Origin of the sequence: Variovorax sp. V213 (assembly GCF_041154455.1) — a bacterium.
In the GTDB taxonomy this organism is placed as follows: domain Bacteria; phylum Pseudomonadota; class Gammaproteobacteria; order Burkholderiales; family Burkholderiaceae_C; genus Variovorax.
Genome location: NZ_AP028664.1, coordinates 1,208,919 through 1,234,887, shown reverse-complemented (window position 1 = coordinate 1,234,887; position 25,969 = coordinate 1,208,919). Strand labels below are relative to the sequence as shown.

Sequence of the window (25,969 nt, the reverse complement as noted above, 5' to 3'; positions counted from 1 at the left end):
CAGGAGCATCCCATGAGACTGCCTGTACTCGCCCTCTCGGCCGCCGCGCTGGCGGCCATCCTGACCGGCTGCGTGGTCGCACCGGCGCAACCGGTCTATGCCGCGCCGCCGGGTGTGGCCTATGTGGCGCCGACCTACGTGTCGCCGGGCGTGGGTTTCGTCTGGAGCTACCACCCGCGCTACGGATATGGCTGGCACCACCCGCGCTACGGGTGGCACCGTGGATGGAGGTAATAGGCTCGCCCCCAGTCTTCGCGCACTTCGTGTCGCTTCGCCAACCCCCTACCGGGGGCAACACCAGCGGCCCGGCGAAGCCGGTTCCGCCGTGTTCCACGAAAATAACAAAGCGCCAAAAGAGGGGCTTCAATTAGTTGGTTTCGGCGCTCTTGAAGAGGGCCGCGACCTTGCGCTTGGTCTTGATGTTGCTCGAGATGCCGCGCGCGGGGGCTGCCTTGGCGGCGGCTTCCCAGGCCGGGGTGGCGTCGGCCTGGCCCGGTTCGTAGGGCTTGTCGAAGAACGGGTCGCGCGGTGCTGACGGTGCGCGGTGGGGACGCCCGCCGCCGCGGCGCGCTTCGGCGCCCATGCTGCCGCGTTCGCGCGGCTGGTCTAGCACGTCGCGCGCGTCGCCGGCCTCGCCTTCTTCGCGCCAGTGGCGGCGGCCGTCGTTGATGCGGCCGCGCGGATTGTCTTCCTCGAACTCGACGGGTTCGAGCTCGATCTTCTTCTTGATCAGCTTCTCGATGTCGGCCACCAGGCGCACGTCGTTGCCGCCGCTGGCAAAGCTCACGGCCAGGCCCGACGCGCCGGCACGGCCGGTGCGGCCGATGCGGTGCACGTAGTCTTCGGCGTTGAACGGAATGTCGAAGTTGAAGACTGCCGGCACATCCTTGATGTCGAGGCCGCGGGCCGCGACGTCGGTGCACACCAGCAGGTCGACTTCGCCGGCCTTGAACGAGGCGAGCGCCTTCAGGCGTTCGTCCTGGCTCTTGTCGCCATGCAGTGCGGTGGTACGCAGACCCTCGCGCTCCAGCGAGCGTGCGAGGCGCGCGCATCCGAGCTTGCTGTTGACGAACACGAAGGCCTGCGTGATGCCGCGCTGCTTGACGATCTGCTTGAGCGCGCGGCGCTTGTCGTCGTCGGACACGCTGTAGAAGTGCTGCTCGACGGTGGACGCCGTTTCATTCGGCCGCGCCACCTCGATGGTGACCGGGTTCTGCAGGTAGCTGCTGGCAAGCCGCTTGATCTCGGGCGAGAAAGTGGCCGAGAACAAGAGCGTAGTGCGCTGCTTGGGCAGGTAGCTCAGGATGCGCTGCAGGTCGGGCAGAAAGCCGATGTCCAGCATGCGGTCGGCCTCGTCGAGCACCACGTACTCCACCTGGTTGAGCACCGCGTTCTTGGCCTCGATGTGGTCGAGCAGCCGGCCCGGCGTCGCCACCAGCACTTCGACGCCCTTCTTGAGCTCGAGGGTCTGCGGCTTCATGTCGATGCCGCCGAACACCACGGTGCTGCGCAGGTTGGTGTACTTGGCGTACAGCTTGACCTGCTGGGCCACCTGGTCGGCCAATTCGCGCGTGGGCAGCAACACCAGTGCACGCACCGGGTGCCGCGCGGGCGAGGTGGACGAGTTCTCGTGCTTGAGCATGCGCTGCAGCAAGGGCAGCGAAAAAGCCGCGGTCTTGCCGGTGCCGGTCTGCGCGGCCCCCATCACGTCCTGGCCCGAAAGCACGACCGGAATGGCCTGCTCCTGGATGGGAGTCATGGTCTCGTAGCCCATTTCGGCCACGGCGCGCGCCAGCGGTTCCGCCAGCGATAGATTGGAGAAGGAGCTTGTCATTAAGCCTTCTATTGTCGCACTGCCGCAAAAAATGGCAGTGACGGCGGCGTGACAACGTCCGCGCCGCCGGCATTGCTATTTAATTAATAGCATCGAAGCCAGAAGGCATCAGCCTTCCAGATCCAGGCACTCAAAGATTGCGGGCGTTGAAGGTGTCGCAGGACTTGACATCGCCGCTCTGATAGCCGGCGCCGAACCACCGTTGGCGCTGCGCGCTGGAGCCATGGGTGAAGCTGTCGGGCACCACGGCGCGGCCCGCGGAGCGCTGCAATGCGTCGTCGCCGATCTTCTGCGCGGCGTTCATGGCGGCCTCGATGTCGCCCGGGTCGAGCCACTTCTTGGACTCTTGCGAATGGTGCGCCCAGATGCCGGCAAAGCAGTCGGCCTGCAGCTCGACGCGAACGCTCAGCGCGTTGTTCTGCGACTGGCTCAGTCGGCCCCGCATGCCGTCTACCTTGGCGGTGACGCCGAGCTCGTCCTGCACGTGGTGGCCGACCTCGTGCGCAATCACGTAGGCCTGCGCGAATTCGCCGGGCGCGCCGAGCTGGTTCTTCAGCGTGTCGTAGAAGCCGAGGTCGATGTAGACCTTCTTGTCGCCGGGGCAGTAGAACGGCCCCATCGCCGCCTGGCCGGTGCCGCATGCCGTGGGCGTGGCGCCGCGGAACAACACCAGCCGGGGAGGCTGATAGGCGCCGCCGTTCTGCCGGAAGATGTTCGTCCAGACCACCTCTGTGTTCTTGAGCACGGTCGAGACGAAGGCCGCCTCGCGGTCGCCCGAAGGCGGCTTGGGCGCGGGCCCCTGTTGCTGCTGCACCTGGACCTGCTCGCCACCGCCGCCGCTCAACAGGCTGAGCACGGTCAGCGGATTGATGCCGAAGACCCAGCCCGCGATCAGTGCGACGGCGATGGTGCCGATGCCGATGCTTCGCCCGCCGATGAAACCGCCACCGCCACCCTCACCGCGGCGGTCTTCGACGTTGTCGGATTGTTCGTTGCCTTCCCATCTCATCGCGGTCTCCTTGCCGGCCTTGCAGAAGTTTTGCCGGAGCGTCGCAGGATGGTACTTTGTCCGTGCCGGAGCCTTGTAAGCAAAACAGGCATTTGCATGCCTGCGGGGACGCCGTCGGCCACCGGCTGCCTCAGGGGTACCTCAGGTCTTGGGAAGCGTGACGCCGCGCTGGCCCTGGTACTTGCCGCCGCGGTCCTTGTAGCTCGTTTCGCAGACCTCGTCGCTCTCGAAGAACAGCACCTGCGCGCAACCCTCGCCCGCATAGATCTTGGCGGGCAGCGGCGTGGTGTTGCTGAATTCGAGCGTCACGTAGCCTTCCCATTCGGGCTCGAACGGGGTCACGTTGACGATGATGCCGCAGCGCGCATAGGTGCTCTTGCCAAGGCAGATGGTGAGCACGTTGCGCGGGATGCGAAAGTACTCGACCGTGCGGGCCAGCGCGAAGCTGTTGGGCGGAATGATGCAGTAGTCGCCGTGCATGTCGACGAAGCTCTTCTCGTCGAAGTTCTTCGGATCGACCACGGTGCTGTGAATGTTGGTGAAAACCTTGAATTCGGGTGCGCAACGGATGTCGTAGCCGTAGCTCGAGGTGCCGTAGCTGATGATCTTGTGGCCGGAGGCCTCACGCACCTGGCCGGGCTCGAAGGGCTCGATCATGCCGGTCTCTTCGGCCATGCGCCGGATCCATTTGTCGCTCTTGATGCTCATATGCGGTCGCTGATGCTGCTGCGGGGGGAATGGCGCGAATTGTGGCATGCGCCACCGCCCTGCCCCGCCCTTGGCGTCCTCGCAAGCCTCCGGGGCTACCCCGCCTGCGAAATCACCGTGCGTTCGACCAGCCGGTCGTCGCCCAGCACGATCATCGAGAAGAGCAGTTCCTCGAGGTTGTTTGCCAGCGCGGTCTTGCGCGCCAGCAGCGGCGTGGCCGCCGGGTTGAGCACCAGGAAGTCGGCTTCGCAGCCGGGCTGCAGGTTGCCTACCACGCCATCGAGGCCCAGCGCGCGCGCCGCGCCGCCGGTGTGGCGCCACCAGAGCTGCGAAGGGGCGATGCTCAGGCCGGTCTTGGTCTGGCCCTCCCGGCCCACGTAGTAGGCCGCCATCATCGTGTGGAAGGGGCTGAAACTGGTGCCGCCGCCCACGTCGCTGGCCAGGCCGTAGAGATAGCCGACGCGGTCGGCCGCGTCGAAGTCGAAGAAGCCGCTGCCCAGGAACAGGTTGCTGGTCGGGCTCACGGCGGCCGCCGTCTTCGTGTCGCGCAGCAGCGCGCGGTCGGTATCGTCCAGGTAGATGCAATGCGCGTACACGGCGCGTTCGCGCATGAGGCCGAAGCCGGCATACACGTCGAGGTAGGAACGCGCCTGCGGATAAAGCTCGCGCACCCACGCCACCTCGTCGCGGTTCTCGGCCACGTGCGACTGGATCCAGGTGTCGGCGTATTTCGCGGCCAGCTCCCCCGCGCCGCGCATCTGGGCGTCGGTGCTCGCGGGCGCGAAGCGCGGGGTGATGGCGTAGCCCAGGCGGTCGACGTTGTGCCACTTGCGGATCAGCGACTCGGAATCGATGAGGCTCTGCTCGGTCTGGTCGCGCACGCCGTCGGGTGAATGCCGGTCCTGCAGCACCTTGCCGCTGATCATGCGCAGGCCGCGGCGCTGCGCGCCCTCGAAAAAGGCATCGACAGAAGCGACGTGCGAAGTCGCGAAGGTGAGCGAGGTGGTCACCCCGTTGCGCAGCAGCTCGTCGAAGAATACGCCGGCCACTTCGTTCGAATGCGCCGGGTCGGCGAACTTTGCTTCCGCGGGGAAGGTGTAGTTCTCGAGCCAGGGCAGGAGCCCCGGCGACGGCGCGCCGATGATGTCGGTCTGCGGAAAGTGGATGTGCATGTCCACGAAGCCCGGCGCGAGGATGCGCCCCGGCAGATGCGTGACATCGGCCTCGGGGTGGCGCGGCGACACGGCGGCATGGCTGCCGGCATCGAGCACGCGCTGGCGGCCGGCACCGTCGGGGGCTACGACCAAGAGGCCGTCTGCATCGAAAACCGGCAGGCCGGCATCGTCGAATCGCAGGAGGGAGGCGCGGTAGGCTTTTTTCATCGTTGCTGCGGAGGGTAATCCAGGCCCGGCCCGCCGCAATTTCCATGCGCGTATGAGTGCTATATGCCGTCCAGACTTCAATCCGGCGGCAAGGCACGCGACTGGATGTCGAAGGGCACGCCGAGCGGAACCGCCGCATCGCTGTCCTTGCGCTGGGTCAGCAGCGGGTACTTCGATTCGATGAAGTAGACCCGGTCGCCCAGCACCGCGCCCGACGATGGGTCGTTGAGCCCCGCCACCACCGTCTGCAGCGCCAGCTTCGCGCCGTCGGCGCGCGCCACGGTGACCTGTCCACCGTAGGGGCCGTCGCCGAAGGCATTGCTCTCGAACAGCACCAGCCGCCCGGGTTTCCAGGCGCGGATCGCGTCGACGTTCTTCATCACGCGCGGGGCCTCGATGCGGGTGACGCCACCGGCGCGGCCGTCGGTGCCGAGGTCGACGCGCAGCAGGTAGGAGGCGGCCGCCACGAGGCTCACGTACACATTGCGCCCGCTGTCGATCGCAATGCCGTTCAGGCCCTTGTAGGGGCCGGGGCCGGCCAGCGCCGGATCTTCCTTCCAGACCGTGAGCGCGGCAGCGCCCGGCGTGAACCGCAGCACGCGCGGGTGCAAGGAATCGGTCACGTAGATATTGCCGCGCGCATCTTGCGCAAGGTCGTTGCAGTAGCCCGCATCGGGCATGGCATAGCTTGCGCGCGGCGCGCCCGTGGCCAGGTCGTAGCGCTTGAGTGCGCTCGGCGTCTGCGGCACGGTGGTGAAGCCGATGTTGCCCGAGCAAACCCAGAGGGCCTGATGCCTGGCATCCACCAGCACGCCTTGCCCGTTCGCCAATCCATTGGCGCCGGGCTTCACGAGAACCTCGGCCTTCGGCGCGAGACCCGGCTTCAATTTGGCCACCGCGCCCTGGCGCCAGCTGCCGACGTAGAACGAACCATCCGGACCGATGGCGACGCTTTCCGGATACCAGTCCTCGGGCAGTGCCTGTACGGCGGCAGGTGCAGCGCTTGCCGCCGTCGTGGCGAGCGCGAGCAGCGCGCCCGCCAGTCGCGTGTGCCTGCTCATTGCCACACGCGAAACACGCGCCCCGTCAATGGGCCTTCAACGCTGCGCACATAGGCCAGCGCCACGCGCGCGGCCGGTACGGTTTCGACGCCCGGAAAGAGCGCGCCATACGCTGCCAACGATTCGGTCAGCAGCGTCGGACTGACCGCATTGATGCGCAGGCCGCGCGTCAGCTCGATGGCTGCGCCTTTCACAAAACCCTCGACCGCCGCATTCACGGCAGCCGCATTGCCGCCCCCGCGAACCGGATCGTCGGCCGCCACGCCCGTGGTCAGAGTGATCGAGCCGCCATCGGCCAGAACGTGCTGTCCCAGCAGCGCAAGCCGCACCTGACCCAGCAGCTTGTCCTGCAGGCCGACGTTGAAATCGGCCGGCCGCATTTCGACCAGCGGCCCGAAGAACAGGCCCCCAGCCGCCGACACGATCGCATCGACACGCCCCACCGCGGCATACAGCGCTTCGACGCTCGCATCGCTCGTGATGTCGACTTGCCGGTCGCCGCGCGTGCGGCCCGCGCGAACCACTTCGTGCCCGCGCTCGGTCAGCGCCTGCGCCACCGCGCTGCCCACGGCGCCCGTCGCGCCCACAACAAGAACCTTCATGTAAACCTCGCCAAGAATGAATAGTGAAGGCTCATTGTTTTGCGAATCGATAGTTTGATAAATTGCCATCCGGTTCGGCAATTCGAAACTTTGAGTTCTCAATATGGACAAGCTGCGCGCCATGGAGGTGTTCGTCGCGACAGTGGACGCGGGGAGCTTTGCCGCCGCCGGCGAGGCGCTCGAACTCTCGGCCGTGATGGTGGGCAAGCACATCCGCGCGCTCGAGGAACAGCTTGGCGCCCGCCTGCTCGAACGCACCACGCGACGCCACGCCCTGACCGAGATCGGCGCCGCCTACCTGGAGCGCTGCCGCGACGTGCTCGCGAGCGTGCACACGGCCGACGGTGTGGCGGAATCGCTGCGGGCCATGCCGCAGGGCGTGCTGCGCGTGACAGCGCCCGTGGCCTATGGCGCGCATCGGCTCACACCCGTCATTGCCGAATACATCGCCGCCTATCCGCAGGTGAAGGTGGATCTGAGTCTCAACGACCGCGTGGTCGATCTTGCCGAAGAGGGCTTCGACTGCGGCGTGCGATCGGGCGCGGCCGTCGACGAACGGCTCATTGCCCGGCCGCTCGCATTGGCGCGCATGTTCGCGGTTGCAAGCCCGGCGTGGGTCGCGCGCCACGGCCGGCCCCGGCATCCGTCGGAGCTCGAAGCCTTTCCGCTGCTGGGCTTTGCGGCCTGGGGGGCGAACCATTCATGGCGCTTCACGCAGGGCGGCCAGACGGTGCATGTCCCCGTGCGCGGCCCGTTTTCCACCAACAACGGGCAGGCGTTGCTGGCAGCCGCGATAGCAGGCGTGGGTGTGATCGTGCAGGCCGATGCGTTGCTCGGCCCCGCGCTGGCTTCGGGCCAAGTGGTTCAACTGCTGCCCGACTGGGAGCTGCCGACACGCCAGGTGCACATCATGCGACTGCCCGAAGCCCGTCCCAGCGCCAAGCTGCGCACCTTTGTCGACTTGGTCGTCGAAAGGCTGGGCTAGCTATCGCCCAACGCGCCCCTGCACGCCCTCGACGAGCCAGTTCATCTTCAGGATCTGCTCGTCGTTCAGCTGGACGCCCTTGGCGATGACGACACGGCCCTCGTTGTCGCGCACGTCACCCGCCGCCGCGCGGAACGGCTGCAGCTTGCCCGCGGCAATGTCCTTCTGCCGCGCCAGCACCTCCTGCTGCACGGCCTGGGGCACCTTGCTGCCGAAGTCGCCGACGCGGATCATTCCGTCCTTCACGCCGCCCCAGACATTGCCGCTCTTCCAGCTGCCGTCGAGCACGGCTTGCGCGCGCTGCGTGTAGTAGCCCCCCCACTGGTGCGTGACGGCGACGATCTGCGCATCGGGCGCGATCTTGCGCATGTCGGAGTGATAGGCGACGGCCATCTTGCCGCGCTCCTGCGCCGCGGCCATCACGGCGGTGGAGCCGGTGTGGAAGGCGACCACGTCGGCGTTCTGGTTGAACAGCGCCATGGCGGCGTCGCGCTCCTTCGGCGGATCGAACCACTCGTTGAGCCACACCACGATCACCTTGGCATTCGGATTCACCGAACGCATGCCGAGCGTGAACGCGTTGATGCCCTGCAGCACCTCGGGAATCGGAAAGCCCGCCACATAGCCCGCCACGTTCGTCTTCGTCATGCGGCCGGCCGCAATGCCCGCGAGATAGCGGCCCTCGTAGTAGCGTGCATTGGCGGTTGCCACATTGGGCGCGGCCTTGTAGCCGGTGATCGATTCGAACTTCACGTCGGGGAAGTCCTTCGCCACCTTCAGCGTTGGCTCCATGTAGCCGAAGCTGGGCGTGAAGATCAGCCGGTTGCCCTGCTGCGCCAGATCGCGAATGACGCGTTCGGCATCGGCCCCTTCGGGCACGTTCTCGACGAAGGTGGTCTTGACCTTGCCGGCCAGCGCCGCTTCCACGGCCTTGCGGCCTTCTTCATGCTGGCGCACCCAGCCGGCGTCGGTCACCGGCGTCACGTAGACGAAGCCGATCTTCAGCGGCTCTTTTGGAGCCTGCGTTTGCGAAAAGGCGGGAGATAAAAAACAGGCGGCTGCCCACGCCAGAACGGCGCGGCCCGCGAGGTTTTTGTACATGGTGGTCCTCTACATGGCCCCGGAAAATCAAAAACCCGCAGCCAGCCGGGACGCCCGGCTGCGGGGTGCGGATTTTAGTGCGCCGGGGCCGCCTGCACATGCTGTCGCACCGCCTCGAGCAGCAGCGTGGCCAGCCGGCCCACCGGCGCCTCGGCCGCGGCCTGCGCGCGATAGAGCATGAGCGACATCTGCGGCAGCGCCGGAAGGCCGACGGCCGTCCGGTCGATGGCGCGCACATGCGCGGGCAGGCCGAATGGCGTGCGCACCGAGAGCCCCAGCCCGGCCGATGTGGCAGCCCATAGCGCGGCAAGGCTGGCGCTGGTGAATGCATGGCGCCACGGCGTGCCCGCGCGATCGAGCGCGGCGGTGACGATTTCGCGCAGCGGGCATGGCGCATCGAGCAGCACCAGAGGCAGCGGCTCCCTGCTCTTGCGCGCGCCGGGGCGGCGTTCGCGCTCCTTCCACCAGGCCGCGTCGAGCGCATCGGGCGCCCGGGGACCGATCCATTGCAAAGGCAGGCGCGCCACGCGCTCGCCGTGCGGCGTCATCTGATCGCCGGTGTCCCACACCAGGGCAAGGTCGAGCTGCCGGAGTTCGAGCCGCTCGCGCAATTCCGCGCTGCGCGCCACGCAGGCCTCGATGCGCACCTTGGGGTGCGCGCGCGAAAAGCGGCCGAGCACGGCGGGCAGCAGCGTCTCGCCGAAGTCTTCCTGCAGGCCGAGCCGCACCCAGCCCTGCAGGTCGGCGCCGCGCATCGCCGCGCCGGCTTCCTCGTTGAGCTCGAGCATGCGGTGCGCATAGGCGAGCAGCGTCTCGCCCGCGTCGGTGAGCTCCAGCCCGCGGCCCGCCTTGCGGAACAGCACGGCGCCGGCCTGCGCCTCGAGCTTCCTGAGCTGCGCGCTCACGGCCGACGTGGAGCGGCCCAGCTTGTCGGCCGCGCGTGCGTAGCTGCCGAGCGCAATGCCGGTGGAAAAACTGCGCAGCACGTCGAGATCGAACATCACCTGGGACATGGATTTCTTCCTTCCGTGATCGTCCTGTTTTTTCGAACGATTGGCTCATTATTTTCTGATTTTCAAAACCTTTGCAACGGCGGACACTGCGCCGCAACATGACCCACCCGACCGCCTCCCCTTCGTATTCGCCCCGCCATCGCTGGAAAGTGCTGGCCGCGGGCGTGGCCGCCAACGCCGCCTTCTCCGTGGCCTTCAGCGGCATTCCGATGACCGCGGTGCTGATGCGCACCGGCTACCAGCTCGACAACGCCACGCTCGGGCTGGTGCTCGGCCTCATGGGCCTGGGCATCGCGGTGAGCGAGCTGCCATGGGGCCTCTTGACCGACCGCTGGGGCGACCGGCCAGTGCTGCTCACGGGCCTTGGCAGCACCGCGGCCGCGCTGGTGGCGATGGCGCTTTGGGCCGCCCCGAGCGCGCAGCACGTTCCCGGCCTCGGCTGGCTGAGCGGCGGGCTGCTGCTGGTCGGCCTGCTGGGCGGCAGCGTCAACGGTGCCAGCGGGCGCGCAGTCATGACGTGGTTCGACGCCGGCGAGCGCGGGCTCGCGATGAGCATCCGGCAGACCGCCGTGCCGCTGGGCGGCGGCATCGGCGCGCTGGTACTGCCGTTCGTCGCATTGCACTTCGGCTTTGCCGCGCTCTATGGCCTGCTGGCGGTGCTGTGCGCGCTGAGCGCGGCGTTGAGCTGGGCCTGGGTGCACGAGCCGCCGATCGCGCCGGTTGCGCCGGGCACCAAGCCCACCGGGATATCAGGCGCGCCGAAGGGCAGCGGCCCGCTGCGCGACGCGCGCGTCTGGCGCATCGTGGCCGGCATCGGCATTCTGTGCGCGCCGCAGTTCGCGGTGCTGTCCTTCGGCACCGTGTTCCTGCACGACTTTGGCCACGCGGGCCTCGCGGCCATCACGGCCACCATGGTCTTCGTGCAGGTCGGCGCGATGGTCATGCGCGTGTGGAGCGGCCGCTGGACCGACCGGCGGCGCAACCGCCCGGCCTACCTGCGCGCCTGCAGCGCCCTCAGCGTGCTGCTGTTCGCGGGGCTCGCGCTGCTGGTGATGGCCGCGGGCACGCACACCGCCGACTCATCGGTTCTGCGCATGGCGCTGGTGGCGCTGCTGGCGGCCAGCGGGGTCTGCGTGTCGGCATGGCACGGCGTGGCCTACACCGAGCTGGCCACGCTGGCCGGCGCGGCCCGCGCGGGCACGGCGCTCGGCATGGCGAACACCAGCGTGTTCCTGGTGTGCTTTGTGACGCCCTTCTCCATCCCGTACCTGCTCACGCTGCAGGGCTGGCCGCTGGTGTGGCTCGCGGCCAGCGCGTGCGCGCTGGTGGCGATGCCGTTGCTGGTGCCAAGGCCCGGCGTTGCCGGTCAGAAGGTTGCGAAGACGGCGTTGAGCCGGTCGACGTAGGCGCGCTTGGCCGCCGTGTCGATGAAGCTGCCTTCGAAACTGTTGGCCGCGAGCTGCCAGGCCTGCTGCACGCCGAGGCCGGTGGCCGCGAAAGTCTGCGTGAAATTCTGGTTCATGTAGCCGCCGAAGTAGGCCGGGTCGTCCGAATTGACGGTGGCGACCAGCCCCGCGTCGAGCAACGCGCCGAGGTTGTGCTGCGCCAGGTCGGGAAACACGCAGAGCTTGAGGTTCGACAACGGGCACACGGTGAGCGGAATGCGGTCTTGCGCGAGCCGCTTCATCAGCGCCGGGTCTTTGGCGCTCTGCACGCCGTGGTCGACGCGCTCGACCTTCAGCACGTCGAGCGCACTCCAGACGTACGCCGGCGGGCCCTCTTCGCCCGCATGTGCGACGAGGTGCAAGCCCAGCTCGCGGCAGCGCGCGAACACGCGCGCGAACTTCTCGGGCGGATGGCCGACCTCGCTCGAATCGAGGCCCACGCCAATGAACTTGTCGCGCAGCGGCAGTGCCTGCTCCAGCGTTTCGAAGGCCTCTTCTTCGCTCAGGTGGCGCAGGAAGCACAGGATGAGCGCAGCGCTCACGCCGAGCTTCGGCTGGGCATCGGCGCACGCGCGGTGCAGGCCGTTGACCACGACCTCCATCGGCACGCCGCGCGCGGTGTGCGTCTGCGGGTCGAAGAACATCTCGGTGTGCACCACGTTGTCGGCCGCGGCGCGCTCCAGGTAGGCCCAGGCCATGTCGTAGAAGTCCTGCTCCTTCAGCAGCACGCTGGCGCCGGCATAGTAGATGTTCAGGAAGCTCTGCAGGTTGGTGAAGGCGTAGGCCTTTCGCAGGTCTTCGACGCTCGCATAGGGAATGGCCACCCCGTTGCGCTGCGCGAGCTCGAAGATCAGCTCGGGCTCGAGCGAACCTTCGATGTGCATGTGCAGCTCGGCCTTGGGCATGGCGCGCAGCAGTTCGGGCAGGCGGTCGGCGGGGATCTTGCCGAAGCTCTTGTCGAAGGCGGGTCGGAAATCGGTCATGGTGGGAAATCGACGTTGTGATTTCGCACAGCATAAGCGCAGCCGCCCGGCGCGGAATGCGCCAAACCGTATACGTTCAATCGATCCCGCGCGCCGAACTGGTGAGCGAGCGCGCGCACATCAGCAGCGTGGGCGCCAGCTTGCGCACGGCCTCCTCCATGCTCCAGCGGCTGGTCGGCGCCACCACGTGCACCGACGCGACGGGCCGGCCCTGGCTGCCCACCACGGGCGCCGCAATCGTCATGTCGCCGAGGAACAGTTCCTCGGCGTTGGTGGCAAACCCCTGCAGCCTTGCCTGGCGCAGGGCCTCGAGGATCTCGTCCACACGGGTGCGAGTGTGGGCGGTATGCGCCACGCGGTCGGAAGCCTCGATCAGCGCCCGCGCCTCGTCTTCGGGCAGCGCGCTCAGGTAGGCGCGCCCGGAAGCGGTGCAGTACATGGGAATGCGGCTGCCGATCGGCATGTGGACCGGCACGAACTGCGCGCTGACGAAGCGCGCCACGTAAACCATGTCGAGCCCGTCGGGCTCGGTGAGGCACGAGGTCTCGGTCGTCACCTTGGTCAGCTCCGACAGGAACGGATTGGCCACGTCGATCAGCGGATTGGCCGCCAGGTAGTTGAAGCCGATTTCCATCACACGTGGCGTGAGCTGGTAGCGCCGCGTCTGGGGGTGCTTGCGCACGTAGCCCAGCTTTTCCAGCGTGAAGACCATGCGCTGCGCCGAACTCTTGGTGATGTCGGTGGCCGCGGCCACGTCGGCCAGCGTCATGGTGCGCCGGCGGGCGCTGAAGGCCTGCAGCACGGCCAGGCCCTTCTCCAGCGACTGGTTGAAAAGCAGGCTGGGGCTTTCGGCGGAGGCGGCTTCGGGTGTGGCGTCCATGGCTGCGGAGTATACGCATATCGGTTTGAAATATCGCATATCGATACATTCAACTCGTCTAGTGGTTTCTATTTATTGATATGAGATTCAAAAGAATCGATTATTGGCATGCATGTTGCATCGTCCGCCGAGCCATTTCTTCTTTTTTTCCTCTCGCTCTTTCCACATTCTTCGAGGAGTGCTTCCATGAATCGCATCGTTCGCCACCTTCACCGCTTTGCCCTGGGCCTCTGTGTCGCGGGCGCCGCCTCGCTGGCCGGCGCGCAGGGCGCCGCGCCCGCCACCTACAACGTGGGCGCCACGGCCACGGGCGTACCGTTCACCTTCCTGGATGTGAAGACCAACACCATTCAGGGGATGATGGTCGACACCGTCACCGCCGTCGGCAAGGCTGGCGGCTTCGGCGTCAACGTGCAGCAGACGGTGTTCTCGGCACTCATCCCCTCGCTCACCGCCCGCAAGATCGACATCGTCTCGGCCGCCATGCTGAAGACAGCGGCGCGCCAGGAGGTGGTCGATTTCAGCGACCCGGTCTACTCCTACGGCGAGGGCCTGATCGTGAAGAGCGACGACACGCGCGCGTACGTCTCGCTCGACGAGCTCAAGGGCGAGGTGGTCGGCGCGCAGGTCGGCACCGTCTTCCTCGACATGCTCACCAAGAAAGGCATCTTCAAGGAGGTGCGCAGCTACGACTCGGTGGCCGACATGACGCGCGACCTCTCGCTGGGCCGCATCAAGGCCGGCCTGGGCGACCAGCCCATCATTGCCTACCAGCTGCGGCAGAACAATTTTCCCGGCGTGAAGCTGGTCGAGAGCTACAAGCCCGTGAACGTGGGCGACGTGTGCCTGGTGGTGCGCAAGGGCGATGCCGAGACGCTGGCCCGGCTCAACAAGTCCATCGCCGCGATCAAGGCCGACGGCACGCTCGCCAGGATCGTGCAGAAGTGGGGCATCTGACGCATCGCACCCATGGCCGCTTCTTTCCTCCAGAACGCGCAGGATTTCCTGCCGATCCTCTTGCAGGGCGCCGTCGTCACGGTGCAGGTCACCGTGCTCTCGTTCCTGCTCAGCAGCGTGCTCGGCCTCGGGCTCGCATTGATGAAGCTCTCGCCCGTGCGCGCGCTCTCGTGGACGGGCACGGTGATCATCAACGTGATCCGGGGCCTGCCCATCATCGTGCAGCTCTTCTACATCTACTTTGTGTTGCCGGAATTCGGGGTGCAGCTCACGGCCTTCCAGGCCGGCGTCATCGGCCTAGGCATTGCCTACTCGGCCTACCAGGCCGAGAACTTCCGCGGCGGCATCGAGGCCGTGGACGCGGGCCAGCGGGAGGCCGCCCAGGCCATGGGCATGCGCTCGGCGCTGATCATGCGGCGTGTGATCCTGCCGCAGGCCTTCCGCATCGCGCTGCCGCCGTACGGCAACACGCTGGTGATGATGCTCAAGGACTCCTCGCTCGTTTCGACCATCACGGTGGCCGAGATGACGCGTGCCGGCCAGCTCATTGCTTCGTCGACGTTCCAGAACATGACGGTCTACACGCTGGTCGCCCTGCTCTACCTGCTGATGAGCCTGCCGCTGGTCTACGGGCTGCGGCGGCTCGAAAAGCGCTTCGGCGCCGGAAGGAAACACCCATGATCCGCGTCGACGGACTGGAGAAGCGCTTCGGTACGCATCGCGTGCTGCAGGGCGTGAGCCTGCATGTCGATGCCGGCGAGGTGGTGTGCCTGATCGGCCCGTCGGGCTCGGGCAAGTCCACGGTGCTTCGGTGCATCAACGGGCTGGAATCGTACGAAGGCGGAGAGGTGCGCGCATTTGGCGAACGCGTCGACCGCAACGACAAGAGCATTCACCGGCTGCGCAGTCGCATGGGCATGGTGTTCCAGCGCTTCAACCTGTTCCCGCACCGCACCGTGCTGGAGAACGTGATGGAGGGTCCGGTCTACGTGCTGGGCCACAAGCCCGCGCAGGCGCGCGAGGAAGCACTCGCGCTGCTCGCCAAGGTGGGGCTTGCCGAAAAGGCGCAGGCCTACCCGGCCCAGCTCTCGGGCGGCCAGCAGCAGCGCGTGGCCATTGCCCGCGCGCTGGCCATGAAGCCCGAGGCCATGCTGTTCGACGAGCCCACCTCGGCGCTCGACCCCGAGCTGGTCGGCGACGTGCTCGGGGTGATGCGCGCCCTGGCCGACGAAGGCATGACCATGATCGTGGTCACGCACGAGATGGGCTTTGCGCGCGAGGTGGCCGATCGCGTGTGCTTCCTGCACAGCGGCAGCATCGTGGAGGAAGGCCCGGCCGCGCAAGTGCTGGGCGCGCCACGCCAGCCGCGCACGCAGGATTTCCTGCGGCGCGTGCTGCATCCCTCGGCGGCACCTGCCGAGGTCCGGCCATGAGCGCCGTGCCGGGCCGCCCCCAAGCAAGCTCGCACCGCAGTGCGAAGCACGAAGGTACTCCAATAAGCCCCCGCCCGGCCGTTCCGAAGGGGGCTCGCACCGCAGTGCGTAGCACGGAGGTTGCCCAATGAGCGCGGCGCACGCGCTGCCCGCGTCGCTATGGGCAGCCACCGCGCCGCCCGCACCGCCAACGCCGCCCTTGACCGAATCGCGCAGGGCCGACGTACTGGTGGTCGGCGGCGGCTTCACCGGCCTGTCGACCGCGTTGCACCTGGCCGAGGCGGGTGTGCAGGTGTGCGTGCTCGAGGCGCACGAGCCCGGCTGGGGCGCCTCCGGGCGCAACGGCGGGCAGGTCAATCCCACGCTGAAGCATGACCCCGAGGACTTGGTCCGCATTTACGGCGCTGAACGCGCCGTGCCGCTGATCGACGCCGTCTCCCGTTCGGCCGACGTGGTGTTCGACCTGATCGCGCGGCATGGCATCGAGTGCCAGCCGGTACGCAACGGCTGGCTGCAGGTCGCCTACTCGCCCAAGCACGTGGCGGGCCTGCATGCGCGCGCCGCCCAATGGGCCACGCGCGGCGTGAATACCGAGATGCTCGACCACGCGGCCGTCAGCGCACGCCTGGGCACCGAGGCCTTCGCGGGCGGCTGGCTCGACCCCCGGGCCGGCGGCATCCAGCCCCTGGCCTACACCCGCGGCCTGGTGCGGGCCACGCAAGGCTTCGGGGCCGCGGTGCACGGCGGCACACAGGTGACCGCGCTGGAGCGCCGGGGCACGCAATGGCACGCCAGCACCTCGACCGGCGCCACCGTCATCGCCGACCAGGTGGTGCTCGCCACCAACGGCTACACGGGGCCGTTGTGGCCGGGGCTGTCGCGCACCGTGCTGGCCGCCAACAGCTTTATCGTGGCCACGACACCGCTCGAAGCCACTGCCGCCGACGCGATCCTGCCGCACGGCGAAACGGCCTCGACCTCGCAACGCCTGCTGCTGTACTTCCGCAAGGACGCGGAGGGCCGCTTGCTGATGGGCGGCCGCGGCCACTTTGCCGATCCGTCCGGCCCCGCGGACTTCGCGCACCTGGAACGCTCGCTCGAATTGCTGTTCCCCCAACTGGGGCCGCTGCGCTACGAGTACCGCTGGGCCGGCCGCATCGCGGTCACGCGCGACTTCATGCCCCACGTGCACACGCCGGCGCCGGGAGTGACCATTGCGCTTGGCTACAACGGGCGCGGCATTGCGCTGGCCACCAGCATGGGCAAGCACCTGGCCGCGCGGCTCGTCGATGCGGGGGCGGATTTTCCGTATCCGGTGACGCCCATCCAGCCGATACCGCTGCATGGCCTGCAGCGGTTTTATGTAGCTGGAGGAGTGGCCTGGTACAGCCTGCTGGATCGGATGGCCTGAGCCGCTTTTCGGAATTTTTCCTGGCTGTCACCAAGCCGCCGCGCTGCCCAGCAGCGCACGCCGGGCGAGCAGAAAGGTGGCGGCGTTCCAGCTCTGGCCGGCCATGCCCATCGGCGCCAGCGTGCGGCCGTGAAACCATTCGGTGAAACGCCAGCCGCCGAGTTCGTTCACGCGCGCCAGCCGGGCGAGCTCGGGCCAGGCCATCTCTTGCAGGCCCATGCGGGCGAGCGCCATCACCCAGAAACCGCCGACGAACGGCCAGATGCCGCCGTTGTGGTACTGGTGCACGATGTTCTGCCGGTGGCGCTCCATGTAAGGCCGCCACAGTGCGTTCTGCCGCGTCAGCGGATGCAGCACCACGCGCACCGGATAGGGCTCGCAGGCATGCGCGGCGACGATGGTCTTGACGATGCGGCCCGCCATGGCGGAATTGGCCAGCCCGCTCTGTATGGCCAGCACGTTGCCGAACACGTCCCCTTCGTTGCCGACGAAGGAAAGATTCACAAAGCTGAGGTACAGGCCCGGGTCGCGCCGGCCGCGGCGCGCGTAGTGCCGCAGCAGCCGCGCCCGGTGGTATTCCGGCAGATCGCGCTGGAACGGATTGAACAGGTGGTTGAAGTGATGCTCGGTGGCTTCGGCGTGGTCCAGCGCGAAGCGGCGCTTCACGTCGTACCAGAGCGCATTGGTGTACAGCACGTAGCCCGAGCGCGGCATGATGTCGGCCCAGTCGCTGGCCTCGTTCTGCTGCAGCAGCCGGAAGTGCTGGTGCTCCTGCGCCAGCAGCCAGCCGATCGCGCGCTCCACCTCGCGGCTCCAATGCGAGGAGCCGACGCGGCCATGGCGCCGCACGTGGTCCACCGCGATCAGCCACCACAGCGTGGCGTCGATGCAGCCCAGGTACCAGAAGTCGGCATCGCGCCCTTCTGGGTCGACGTATTTGGGAATCTGCCCGTTGGCCGCCTGCTGTGCCGCAAGCGCATCGAGGCTGGCCACCGCACCCTGCTCCAGCGCGGGAACGCCGCTGCCGCACATCGCCATCACGCAGATGGCGGCGTCGCGCCCGAAGATGCGCGTGTAGCGCCGCGCCACGGCCGCCTCCGTCCGACTGGCGGCCAGGATGCCGTGCGGCGTGAGGTTGCGTTCCAGGAGTTGGATCGAAGCTCGGGTGCAGTCGTCGATCAGCGCGAGGCTGGAAGCGTCAAGATGGGTCATGGGTTCGATAGGCTTGCGGCGCTGGCTGTGCAGCCACCCCGCCGCACACGCACTCTCGATGGTCATCAAGGGGTGGCGGTGTCGAGATTACTACGAGTGCCAGCGGCGGCACATATCGATCGTGGCAGTGGCGCCGGCAGCCCTGCGCAGGCGCCGCGGCGGCCCAGAATCAATCGACCCGGATATTGCGCGCCTTCACCAATGCGTTCACCCTCCCCGTTTCGTCCTGCACGAACTTTGCAAAGGCCTCGGGCGTGGTGCCGGCGGGCTCCAGGCCGAGCTGCAGCAGCTTCTGCTTCACCTTGGGTCGTTGACCGCCGCCTGCACCGCCTTGCCGAGCTGCTGATCCAGGACTTTGTCGACAGCGCGCGAATGGTGACCGAAGGGAAGCCGCGCGGCGTGAACCACAAATAAAAAAGGGCCGCCCGCAGGCGACCCTTTTTCGTGCGCGCAATGCGCGCAGCGATTACTTCTTGTCGCCGCCCGGGACCTTGCCTTCCACGCCCTTGACGTAGAAGTTCACGCCCGACAGGAACTTGTCGTCGGCCACGGCGTCCTTGGCGACCACTTCCTTGCCGTCCTGGCCCAGGATCGGGCCCTTCCAGATCACGAAGCTGCCGTCCTTCAGGCCCTTCTTCACGGCCTCGACCTTGGCCTTGGTTTCGGCCGGCACGTCCTCGGCGATCGAGACGATGTCGATGGCGCCTTCCTTCACGCCCCACCAGCTCTGGCCGGTGGCCCACTTGCCGTCGAGCGCGTCCTGCGTGGCCTTGATGTAGTACGGCGCCCAGTTGATGGTGGCCGACGCCAGGTGGGCCTTGGACCGTAGGCGGTCATGTCGGAATCCCAGCCGAAGGCGCGCTTGCCCTTTTCCTGCGCGGTCTTGAGCACGGCGGGCGAGTCGGTGTTCTGGAACAGCACGTCGGCGCCGCCGTTGATGAGCGCGGTGGCGGCTTCGGTTTCCTTCGGTGGGCTGAACCATTCGTTCACCCACACCACCTTGGTGGTGATCTTCGGGTTGACCGACTGCGCGCCGAGCGTGAAGCTGTTGATGTTGCGCAGCACCTCGGGAATGGGCACCGAGCCCACCACGCCGAGCGTGTTGCTCTTGGTCATGGCACCCGCGATGACACCGGCCATGTAGGCACCTTCATAGGTGCGGCTGTCGTAGGTGCGCATGTTCTCGGCGGTCTTGTAGCCGGTGGCATGCTCGAACTTCACGTCCTTGCTGTCGGCGGCCACCTTGAGCATCGGCTCCATGTAGCCGAAGGTGGTACCGAAGATCAGCTTGTTGCCCTGCCCGACCATGTCGCGGAATACGCGCTCGGCGTCGGCGCCTTCGGGCACGCTCTCGACGAAGGTGGTCTTGATCTTGTCGCCGAATTCCTTCTCGAGCGCCTTGCGGCCGTTGTCGTGCGCGAAGGTCCAGCCGCCGTCTCCCACCGGGCCGATGTAGGCGAATGCGACGTTGAGCGGCGCAGCCGGTGCCGGTGCGGCGGCCGTGGGCGCCGGCGCCGGTGCGGGGGTCGCGGCCGGTGCAGCGGCTTCCTCTTTCTTGCCACAGCCGATCAGGGCTGCCGAAGCGACCGCCGTGAGGGCGGCCAGCTTGAGCAGGGAGCGCTTGTTCAGATCATTCATTGTCGGAAATCCTCAAAAAGGACAGGTTGGCGGAAAACGAGAAGCGAGATTATGAGCCGGGGTAGAACGGCTTCCCAATCGAGGCCGGCATGTTGATGCGAATGAAGGCAGGATTGCGCGAAATCAGCGCCAGTACCACGATGGGCGCGATGTACTGCAGCATGCTGAGAAACTGCGGCGGCACGTCGACGCCGCTGCTCTGCAGATGGAAACCCAGCATCGAGACGCCGCCGAACAGGTAGGCGCCCAGCAGCACGCGGATCGGCCGCCAGGTGGCAAAGGTGGTGAGCGCCAGCGCGATCCAGCCGCGGCCCGCCACCATGCCCTCGACCCACAGCGGCGTATAGACGGTCGACAGGTACGCGCCCGCCAGCCCGCACAGCGCGCCGCCAACGATCACCGCGAGAAAGCGGATGCGCCGCACCGGGTAGCCCAGCGCATGCGCCGATTCCGGCGACTCGCCGACCGAACGCAGCACCAGCCCGGCGCGTGTGCGGTAGAGAAACCAGATGAGGCCGAAGGTCAGCGCCACCGCAAAATAGACCATCGGGTGATGGCGGAACAGCGCCGGCCCGACGAGCGGAATCTCGCTGAGCACCGGCACCGCGTAGGAGACGCTCTCGGGCAGCTTGGCCTGCACGAAGTTGATGCCGACGAACGCCGAAAAGCCGACGCCGAACAGGCTGAGCGCGAGCCCTGTAGCGTACTGGTTGGTGTTGAGCCAGATCACCAGCACGCCGAAGAAGGCCGCGAGCAAGGCGCCCGCCGCCATGCCGGCCAGGAAGCCGAGCCAGGGGTTGTGCGTGATGACCACCGTCGCAAAGCCCGCGATGGCGGCGCAGAGCATCATGCCCTCAGCGCCAAGGTTCACGATGCCGGCCTTCTCGTTGATGAGAAGGCCCAGTGCCGCAATGGCGAGCACGGTGCCGGCGCTCAGGGTGGAACCCAGCAGGAGTGCGTAGCTGTCCATGTCAGAGGGCTCCCTCGGTCGGCCGCGCAACCGGCGCGGTCAGCGGCGTGCTGGCTTGCAGCGAACTCGTCGTGAGAATGGCTTTGGCAGCCACCTTGCGGCGGATGCGGTAAGCGATGAGCGTGTCGCAGGCCAGCAGCGTAAAGAGCAGCAGCCCCTGGAACACACCGGTCAGCGACTTGGGCAATCCGAGACGCGATTGCGCCAGTTCGCCGCCGATGTAGAACATGCTCATGAGGATGGCCGAGAACACCATGCCCACCGGATGCAGCCGGCCGACGAAGGCCACGATGATGGCCGCGAAGCCGTAGCCCGCCGGCACGTACGGCGTGAGCTGGCCCAGCGGTCCCGCCACTTCGAGCGCGCCGGCCAGGCCCGCCGCGCCGCCCGAGGTGAGCAGCGCGATCCAGATTGCGCGCCGCGCCGAGAAGCCCGCATAGCGCGCGGCCGCCGGCGCGAGCCCGCCGACCTGCTGTGCAAAACCCGCCCGCGTGCGGAACAGGAACACCCAAAGCGCGCCCACGCCCAGCAGCGCGATGATCAGCCCGATGCTCACGCGCGAACCCTTGAAGAGCCGCGGGATCTGCGTCACCGCCTCGAAGGTCTTGGACTGCGGAAAGTTGTAGCCGTGCGGATCCTTCCAGGGGCCGAAGACCATGTAGCCGAGCAGCAGCGTGGCCACGTACACCAGCATCAGGCTCACCAGGATTTCATTGGCATTGAACTTGTCGCGCAGGAAGGCCACGATGCCGGCCCACACCATGCCCCCGACCGCGCCCGCGACCAGGATGGCCACCACGATCCACGACCCGGTGTTCTTGTCGGCCATCAGCGCGACCCCGCCTGCGGCGATGGCGCCGAACACGAACTGGCCCTCGGCGCCGATGTTCCAGACGTTGGAGCGGAAGCACACCGCCAGCCCGAGCGCGATGATGAGCAGCGGCGTCGCCTTGATCGTCAGCTCGCCGATCGCGTAGCCGCTCTTGATGGGTTCGTAGAAGAACACCAGCAGGCCCTTGACCGGGTCCTTGCCGAGCGCGGCGAACAGCGCCACGCCGATCAGCACGGTGATGAGCAGCGCAAGGATCGGGGAGGCAAAGGTCCAGAAGCGCGAAAGCTCCGGACGGGGTTCGAGCTTAAGCATGGGCCGCCTCCTTCTTCTTTTCCCAAAGACCGCTCATCCATTCGCCGATCTGCGGCAGCGTGGCGGCCGCGCGGTCGATCGACGGTGACAGCCGGCCCTTTGCAATCACGTGCAGACGGTCGCTGATGTCGAAGAGTTCATCGAGCTCCTCGCTGACCACCAGCACCGCGCAGCCGGCATCGCGCAGCGCAAGGATCTCGCCGCGGATCAGCGCGGCCGCGCCCACGTCCACGCCCCAGGTCGGCTGCGAGACGATGAAGAGCTTGGGGTTGGCATCGATCTCGCGGCCGACGATGTATTTCTGCAGGTTGCCGCCCGAGAGCGAACGCGCCGCCGCGCCGGGCCCACCGGCCTTGACGTTGAAGCGCGCGATGATGGCCCTGGCGTGCTTCTCGAGCGCCGCCGTGCGGATCCACCCGCCCTTGCCCACCGCATTGCCGCGAGTGAGCAGCAGGTTGTGCGCCAGCCCGAGCGTGGGCACCGCGCCGCGGCCCAGCCGCTCCTCGGGCACGAAGTGCAGGCCCATGGCGCGCCGCGCGCGCGGCCGCAGCCGGCCGACCGGCTTGTCGAACACCTGCACCATGGCCGCTTCGGCCCGCACGTCCTCGCCCGAGAGCGTGTAGAGCAGTTCCTTCTGGCCATTGCCGGACACGCCCGCAATCCCGACCACTTCGCCGGCACGCACCTCGAACGAGATGCCGTCGAGGTCGACGCCGAACTGGTCTTCGCGCGCCAGCGTGAGCCCGTCGACGCGCAGCGCCACCGCGCCCGCATGCACCGGCCGGTGCTGCAAGGGCGGCGGCTCGCTGCCGATCATCAGCCGCGAGAGCGACTCGTTGCTTTCGTTCTGCGGATTGCACACGCCAGTGACCTTGCCGCCGCGCAGCACCGTGCAGGCCGTGCACAGCTCGCGGATCTCGTGCAGCTTGTGGCTGATGTACAGGATGCTGCAGCCCTCCGAAGCCAGCTTGTTCAGCACGCCGAACAGCTTGATCACCGCCTGCGGCGTGAGTACCGAGGTCGGCTCGTCGAGGATCAGCAGCTTGGGGTTGGTGAGCAGCGCGCGGATGATCTCGACCCGCTGCATCTCGCCCACCGACAGCGTGTGCACTGGCCGCGAGGGATCGATGTCAAGCCCGTATTCGCTGGCCTTGGCCGTGATGCTGCGCGCCACTTCGGCCAGCTGCAGCGACTTGTCCAGGCCCAGCCACACGTTCTCGGCCACCGTGAGCGTGTCGAACAAGCTGAAGTGCTGGAACACCATGCTGATGCCCAGCGCCCTAGCCTGCTGCGGATTGCGCAGGGCGACCGCCTGGCCGTCGAAGGTGACCGTGCCCTCGTCGGGCTTGACCGAGCCGTAGATGATCTTCATCAGGGTCGATTTGCCGGCGCCGTTCTCGCCGAGCACGGCATGAATCTCGCCGGGCGCCACGGCCAGCGAAATGTCGCTGTTCGCCACCACCGCCGGATAACGCTTGGTGATGTTCGCGAGCTGGAGTCTGGGGGTTGTCATGCCGGGTTTCGTGGGTTTGTCTCGTTCAACAGCTACAAGCGGAAAAACACAGCTACAAGTTTAATAGCGTGCCCGCAACCATCGGCGCCCGCGGCTCCGCTCAGTGTCCTCCTACATAGGCGAACTTGAACAGGAAAATCGCCGCGATCACCCACACCATCGCATGCACTTCCCGTGCCCGGCCGGTGAACAGCTTGAGCACTGCATAGGTGATGAAGCCGAAGGCCAGCCCGTTGGCGATCGAGTAGGTAAAAGGCATGGCCAGCGCGGTCACGACCGCCGGGATCACCTCGGTCGTGTCTTCCCATTCGAGCTCGACCAAGTCGCGCAGCATCAGGCAGCCCACGAAGAGCAGCGCCGGTGCGGTGGCGTAGGCCGGCACAGAGCCCGCGAGCGGCGAGATCATCAGACACGCGAGGAACAGCGCCGCCACCACCACGGCCGTGAGGCCGGTGCGCCCGCCGGCCTGCACGCCGGCCGCGCTTTCCACGTAGGCGGTGGTGCTCGAGGTGCCGAGCAGCGAGCCCGCGAAGATGGCGCCGCTGTCGGCCAGCAAGGCCTTGTTCATGCGCTCCATCTTGCCGGGCACGAGCAGGCCGGCGCGCTTGGCCACGCCCATCAGCGTGCCGGTGGCATCGAACATTTCCACCAAGAAGAACACCAGCACCACGTTCAAAATACCGCCCTTGAGCGCACCAAGGATGTCGAGCTGCAAGAAGGTGGGCGCGATGGACGGCGGCGCGTCGAACACGCCGTGGAACTTGTTGCCGCCGAAGAAGAACGACAGCACCGTCACCAGCATGATGCCGATCAGGATGGCGCCGCGCACCTTGAGCCGGTCGAGCACCACGATCACCAGAAAGCCCAGCGTCGCCAACACCACAGGCGCCGAATGCAGGTCGCCCAGCGTCACGAAAGTGGCCGGCGATGCCGCCACCACGCCCGCGCTCTTGAGCGCGATGAGCGCCAGGAACATGCCGATGCCCACGGTGATCGCTGTTCGCAGCGACTGCGGTATGCCTTGTATGAAGAGCTCCCGCAATCCCGTGACCGTGACGATCAGGAACAGGCAGCCCGAGATGAACACCGCACCCAGCGCCACCTGCCACGTGTAGCCCATGCCCAGCACCACCACGTAGGCGAAGTAGGCATTCAGGCCCATGCCCGGCGCCATGGCGATCGGGTAGTTGGCATAAAGACCCATGATCAGCGTGCCCAGCGCCGCGATCAGGCAGGTGGCCACGAAGACCGCACCCTTCGGCATGCCCGCGTCGCCGAGGATCGATGGATTGACGAAGATGATGTAGGCCATCGTCAGGAAGGTGGTAAGCCCCGCGATGACTTCGGTACGCACCGTGGTGTTGTGCTCTGTCAGCTTGAACATGCGTTCAAGCCAGTTCGCGCTCTGCGGCGCGCTGCCGGTTGCGGTACGCGGGCGCGCGGCCTCGATGCTCCCCGAGACGCGGGGATCGGTGACCTTGGGCACCTCTTCAAACCTGTTCATGTCGCTTGTCTCCAGCTGTTTTATGTGGCGGTTCGTTCATCGTTGCTTCGGCCACGCCGCCAGCGCGGCCGAAGGCTTCAGGGCGGATCCGGGATTTCGGTCAACGAAGCCTGCGGGGCGTGCGAGGCATTCGAGGCATGCGTCGAGGGCGCGGGCCGCAGCGACGACGCCACGCCCTTGATGCATTCGCGCAGCCAGCGCGCGGAGCTCGACGAATGGGTGCGTTCGTGCCAGAGCTGGTAGTACATGAGGCGCGGCAGCGCCACCGGGCAATCGAGGATCTTCACCGGCAGCCGCGCCACGAAGCGTTCGCAGTACTGGCGCCCCGTGGTCAGCACGAGGAGGCTCGAGGCCACCATGTCTGGAATGAGGCTGAAGTGCGCGCAGCGCGCCGTGATGTTGCGCTGCCGCCCGAGCTCGTCGAGCATCTGGTCGATGATGCCGCGCCCGCCGGGGTGCATGGGCGTGGGCGCAATGTGCTCGGCCGCGAGCCAGGTCTCCAGGTCCCAGCCGCGGCGCACCGCCGGATGGTCCTGGTTCACCAGCGACACCACCTCGTCCCCGAAGAGCCGCGCCATGTGCAGGTCTTCCGGGGGCTTCTGCCAGTTGCCGATCACCAGGTCGACCTGGCCGAGCGCCAGATGGCCGTGGTAGTCCGAGTCGGGAGAGAGCGCGTGGATCTCGATTTGGCACAGCGGTGCCTCGCGCTTCACGTGCGCCACCAGCATCGGCAGGAAGAGCGGGTCCATGTAGTCGCTCGCGGCAATGCGAAAGGTGGTGGCCGCCGACTGCGGCTCGAAGCCGCGCGCATCGGAGAACAGCATCTCGGCCGCGCGCAGGATGCTTGCCGCGGGCTCGATCATCCGCAGCCCCGCATCGGTCGGCACCATGCCCGAGCCCGAGCGCACCAGCAGAGGGTCGCCCGACAGCTCGCGCAGGCGCTTCAGCGCGGCCGAGACGGCCGGCTGGTACATGCCCAGGCGGATGGCGGCGCGCGAGACGCTGCGGTCGGTCAGCACGGTGTGAAGCACCCGGATCAGATGGAGATCGATCTTGTCGAAGAGGGCCTGATCACGCATGGCATTCCCCTACGGCAGCGGGCCGCAATCCCGGCGAAGCATGGCCGGTTCCGCGGTGTTTCGCGAAGGGGGTCGGGGCGTAGGGCATGGCGAGGACTTTGGACA

24 protein-coding genes and 1 pseudogene are annotated in these 25,969 nt (G+C 67.2%); 7 read left to right on the top strand and 18 right to left on the bottom strand.

Translation table 11 applies throughout. From position 1 onward, the window contains the following. The first annotated feature begins 12 nt into the window (after positions 1 to 12). Complete coding sequence (locus ACAM55_RS06020) at positions 13 to 234, top strand: hypothetical protein (protein ID WP_369655133.1); 222 nt, start codon at positions 13 to 15, stop codon at positions 232 to 234. Positions 235 to 367: 133 nt separating this feature from the next. On the opposite strand, the gene ACAM55_RS06015 is transcribed toward ACAM55_RS06020, so the two are convergent. From ACAM55_RS06015 to ACAM55_RS05990, 6 genes are all read right to left on the bottom strand, one after another. Next, on the bottom strand, positions 368 to 1,834 hold the full coding sequence (locus tag ACAM55_RS06015) for a DEAD/DEAH box helicase (RefSeq protein ID WP_369655132.1): 1,467 nt from the start codon (positions 1,832 to 1,834) through the stop codon (positions 368 to 370). A gap of 130 nt (positions 1,835 to 1,964) precedes the next feature. Further along, on the bottom strand, positions 1,965 to 2,843 hold the full coding sequence (locus ACAM55_RS06010) for a neutral zinc metallopeptidase (protein WP_369655131.1): 879 nt from the start codon (positions 2,841 to 2,843) through the stop codon (positions 1,965 to 1,967). 141 nt (positions 2,844 to 2,984) lie between these two features. After that, positions 2,985 to 3,551 carry a dCTP deaminase gene (dcd, locus tag ACAM55_RS06005; RefSeq protein ID WP_369655130.1) on the bottom strand — a complete coding sequence of 189 codons (567 nt, stop codon included), beginning with the start codon at positions 3,549 to 3,551 and terminating at the stop codon, positions 2,985 to 2,987. Between the two features lie 95 nt (positions 3,552 to 3,646). Next, complete coding sequence (gene guaD / locus ACAM55_RS06000) at positions 3,647 to 4,933, bottom strand: guanine deaminase (protein ID WP_369655129.1); 1,287 nt, start codon at positions 4,931 to 4,933, stop codon at positions 3,647 to 3,649. 77 nt (positions 4,934 to 5,010) lie between these two features. Beyond that, positions 5,011 to 5,994 carry a hypothetical protein gene (locus ACAM55_RS05995; RefSeq protein ID WP_369655128.1) on the bottom strand — a complete coding sequence of 328 codons (984 nt, stop codon included), beginning with the start codon at positions 5,992 to 5,994 and terminating at the stop codon, positions 5,011 to 5,013. Next, positions 5,991 to 6,596 carry a short chain dehydrogenase gene (locus tag ACAM55_RS05990; RefSeq protein ID WP_369656345.1) on the bottom strand — a complete coding sequence of 202 codons (606 nt, stop codon included), beginning with the start codon at positions 6,594 to 6,596 and terminating at the stop codon, positions 5,991 to 5,993. The genes ACAM55_RS05995 and ACAM55_RS05990 overlap by 4 nt, the downstream gene beginning before the upstream one ends. A 103-nt stretch (positions 6,597 to 6,699) precedes the next feature. Between ACAM55_RS05990 and ACAM55_RS05985 the strand changes: the two genes are divergently transcribed. Beyond that, positions 6,700 to 7,581, top strand: a complete 882-nt coding sequence (locus tag ACAM55_RS05985) for a LysR family transcriptional regulator (RefSeq protein ID WP_369655127.1) — start codon at positions 6,700 to 6,702, stop codon at positions 7,579 to 7,581. On the opposite strand, the gene ACAM55_RS05980 is transcribed toward ACAM55_RS05985, so the two are convergent. Both ACAM55_RS05980 and ACAM55_RS05975 read right to left on the bottom strand, forming a co-directional pair. Beyond that, positions 7,582 to 8,682 (bottom strand): BMP family ABC transporter substrate-binding protein, encoded by a 1,101-nt coding sequence (locus ACAM55_RS05980; RefSeq protein WP_369655126.1) that lies wholly within the window; start codon positions 8,680 to 8,682, stop codon positions 7,582 to 7,584. 74 nt (positions 8,683 to 8,756) lie between these two features. Continuing rightward, on the bottom strand, positions 8,757 to 9,695 hold the full coding sequence (locus ACAM55_RS05975; RefSeq protein WP_369655125.1) for a LysR substrate-binding domain-containing protein: 939 nt from the start codon (positions 9,693 to 9,695) through the stop codon (positions 8,757 to 8,759). Positions 9,696 to 9,793: 98 nt separating this feature from the next. On the opposite strand from ACAM55_RS05975, the gene ACAM55_RS05970 reads away from it, so the two are divergent. Beyond that, positions 9,794 to 11,101, top strand: a complete 1,308-nt coding sequence (locus tag ACAM55_RS05970) for an MFS transporter (protein ID WP_369655124.1) — start codon at positions 9,794 to 9,796, stop codon at positions 11,099 to 11,101. Here ACAM55_RS05970 and ACAM55_RS05965 read toward each other — a convergent pair. Both ACAM55_RS05965 and ACAM55_RS05960 read right to left on the bottom strand, forming a co-directional pair. Continuing rightward, positions 11,062 to 12,123: an adenosine deaminase gene (locus ACAM55_RS05965; protein ID WP_369655123.1), complete on the bottom strand. Its 1,062-nt coding sequence runs from the start codon at positions 12,121 to 12,123 to the stop codon at positions 11,062 to 11,064. The genes ACAM55_RS05970 and ACAM55_RS05965 overlap by 40 nt on opposite strands. A 76-nt stretch (positions 12,124 to 12,199) precedes the next feature. Then, entirely contained in the window at positions 12,200 to 13,003 is an 804-nt protein-coding gene (locus ACAM55_RS05960) for an IclR family transcriptional regulator (protein WP_369655122.1), read from the bottom strand. A gap of 186 nt (positions 13,004 to 13,189) precedes the next feature. Here ACAM55_RS05960 and ACAM55_RS05955 point away from each other — a divergent pair, with 186 nt between their 5' ends. From ACAM55_RS05955 to ACAM55_RS05940, 4 genes are all read left to right on the top strand, one after another. After that, positions 13,190 to 13,960, top strand: a complete 771-nt coding sequence (locus tag ACAM55_RS05955) for an ABC transporter substrate-binding protein (protein ID WP_369655121.1) — start codon at positions 13,190 to 13,192, stop codon at positions 13,958 to 13,960. A gap of 12 nt (positions 13,961 to 13,972) precedes the next feature. Beyond that, a complete protein-coding gene (ehuD, locus tag ACAM55_RS05950) occupies positions 13,973 to 14,641 on the top strand; it encodes an ectoine/hydroxyectoine ABC transporter permease subunit EhuD (RefSeq protein ID WP_369655120.1) in 669 nt (222 codons plus the stop codon). After that, positions 14,638 to 15,393, top strand: a complete 756-nt coding sequence (locus ACAM55_RS05945; RefSeq protein WP_369655119.1) for an amino acid ABC transporter ATP-binding protein — start codon at positions 14,638 to 14,640, stop codon at positions 15,391 to 15,393. The genes ehuD and ACAM55_RS05945 overlap by 4 nt, the downstream gene beginning before the upstream one ends. 127 nt (positions 15,394 to 15,520) lie before the next feature. Then, positions 15,521 to 16,804, top strand: coding sequence for an NAD(P)/FAD-dependent oxidoreductase (locus tag ACAM55_RS05940; protein WP_369655118.1), 1,284 nt, complete (start codon positions 15,521 to 15,523; stop codon positions 16,802 to 16,804). 27 nt (positions 16,805 to 16,831) lie between these two features. Here ACAM55_RS05940 and ACAM55_RS05935 read toward each other — a convergent pair whose 3' ends face one another. The 8 genes and pseudogenes from ACAM55_RS05935 to ACAM55_RS05900 all read right to left on the bottom strand — a co-directional run bounded on the left by ACAM55_RS05935 (position 16,832) and on the right by ACAM55_RS05900 (position 25,864). After that, the gene (locus tag ACAM55_RS05935) at positions 16,832 to 18,016 is read right to left on the bottom strand and encodes a glycoside hydrolase 100 family protein (protein WP_369655117.1); all 1,185 of its coding nucleotides are present in this window, start codon (positions 18,014 to 18,016) and stop codon (positions 16,832 to 16,834) included. Between the two features lie 169 nt (positions 18,017 to 18,185). Further along, the gene (locus ACAM55_RS05930) at positions 18,186 to 18,317 is read right to left on the bottom strand and encodes a hypothetical protein (protein ID WP_369655116.1); all 132 of its coding nucleotides are present in this window, start codon (positions 18,315 to 18,317) and stop codon (positions 18,186 to 18,188) included. A gap of 165 nt (positions 18,318 to 18,482) precedes the next feature. Next, a pseudogene (locus tag ACAM55_RS05925) lies at positions 18,483 to 19,654 on the bottom strand (BMP family ABC transporter substrate-binding protein). 49 nt (positions 19,655 to 19,703) lie between these two features. Then, positions 19,704 to 20,624 carry an ABC transporter permease gene (locus ACAM55_RS05920; protein ID WP_369655115.1) on the bottom strand — a complete coding sequence of 307 codons (921 nt, stop codon included), beginning with the start codon at positions 20,622 to 20,624 and terminating at the stop codon, positions 19,704 to 19,706. A gap of 1 nt (position 20,625) precedes the next feature. Then, entirely contained in the window at positions 20,626 to 21,768 is a 1,143-nt protein-coding gene (locus ACAM55_RS05915) for an ABC transporter permease (RefSeq protein WP_369655114.1), read from the bottom strand. After that, positions 21,761 to 23,281: an ABC transporter ATP-binding protein gene (locus ACAM55_RS05910; protein WP_369655113.1), complete on the bottom strand. Its 1,521-nt coding sequence runs from the start codon at positions 23,279 to 23,281 to the stop codon at positions 21,761 to 21,763. The genes ACAM55_RS05915 and ACAM55_RS05910 overlap by 8 nt, the downstream gene beginning before the upstream one ends. Before the next feature lie 100 nt (positions 23,282 to 23,381). Then, positions 23,382 to 24,665 carry an NCS2 family permease gene (locus ACAM55_RS05905; protein WP_369656344.1) on the bottom strand — a complete coding sequence of 428 codons (1,284 nt, stop codon included), beginning with the start codon at positions 24,663 to 24,665 and terminating at the stop codon, positions 23,382 to 23,384. A 197-nt stretch (positions 24,666 to 24,862) separates the two neighbouring features. Continuing rightward, complete coding sequence (locus ACAM55_RS05900; RefSeq protein WP_369655112.1) at positions 24,863 to 25,864, bottom strand: LysR family transcriptional regulator; 1,002 nt, start codon at positions 25,862 to 25,864, stop codon at positions 24,863 to 24,865. Positions 25,865 to 25,969 lie beyond the last annotated feature (105 nt).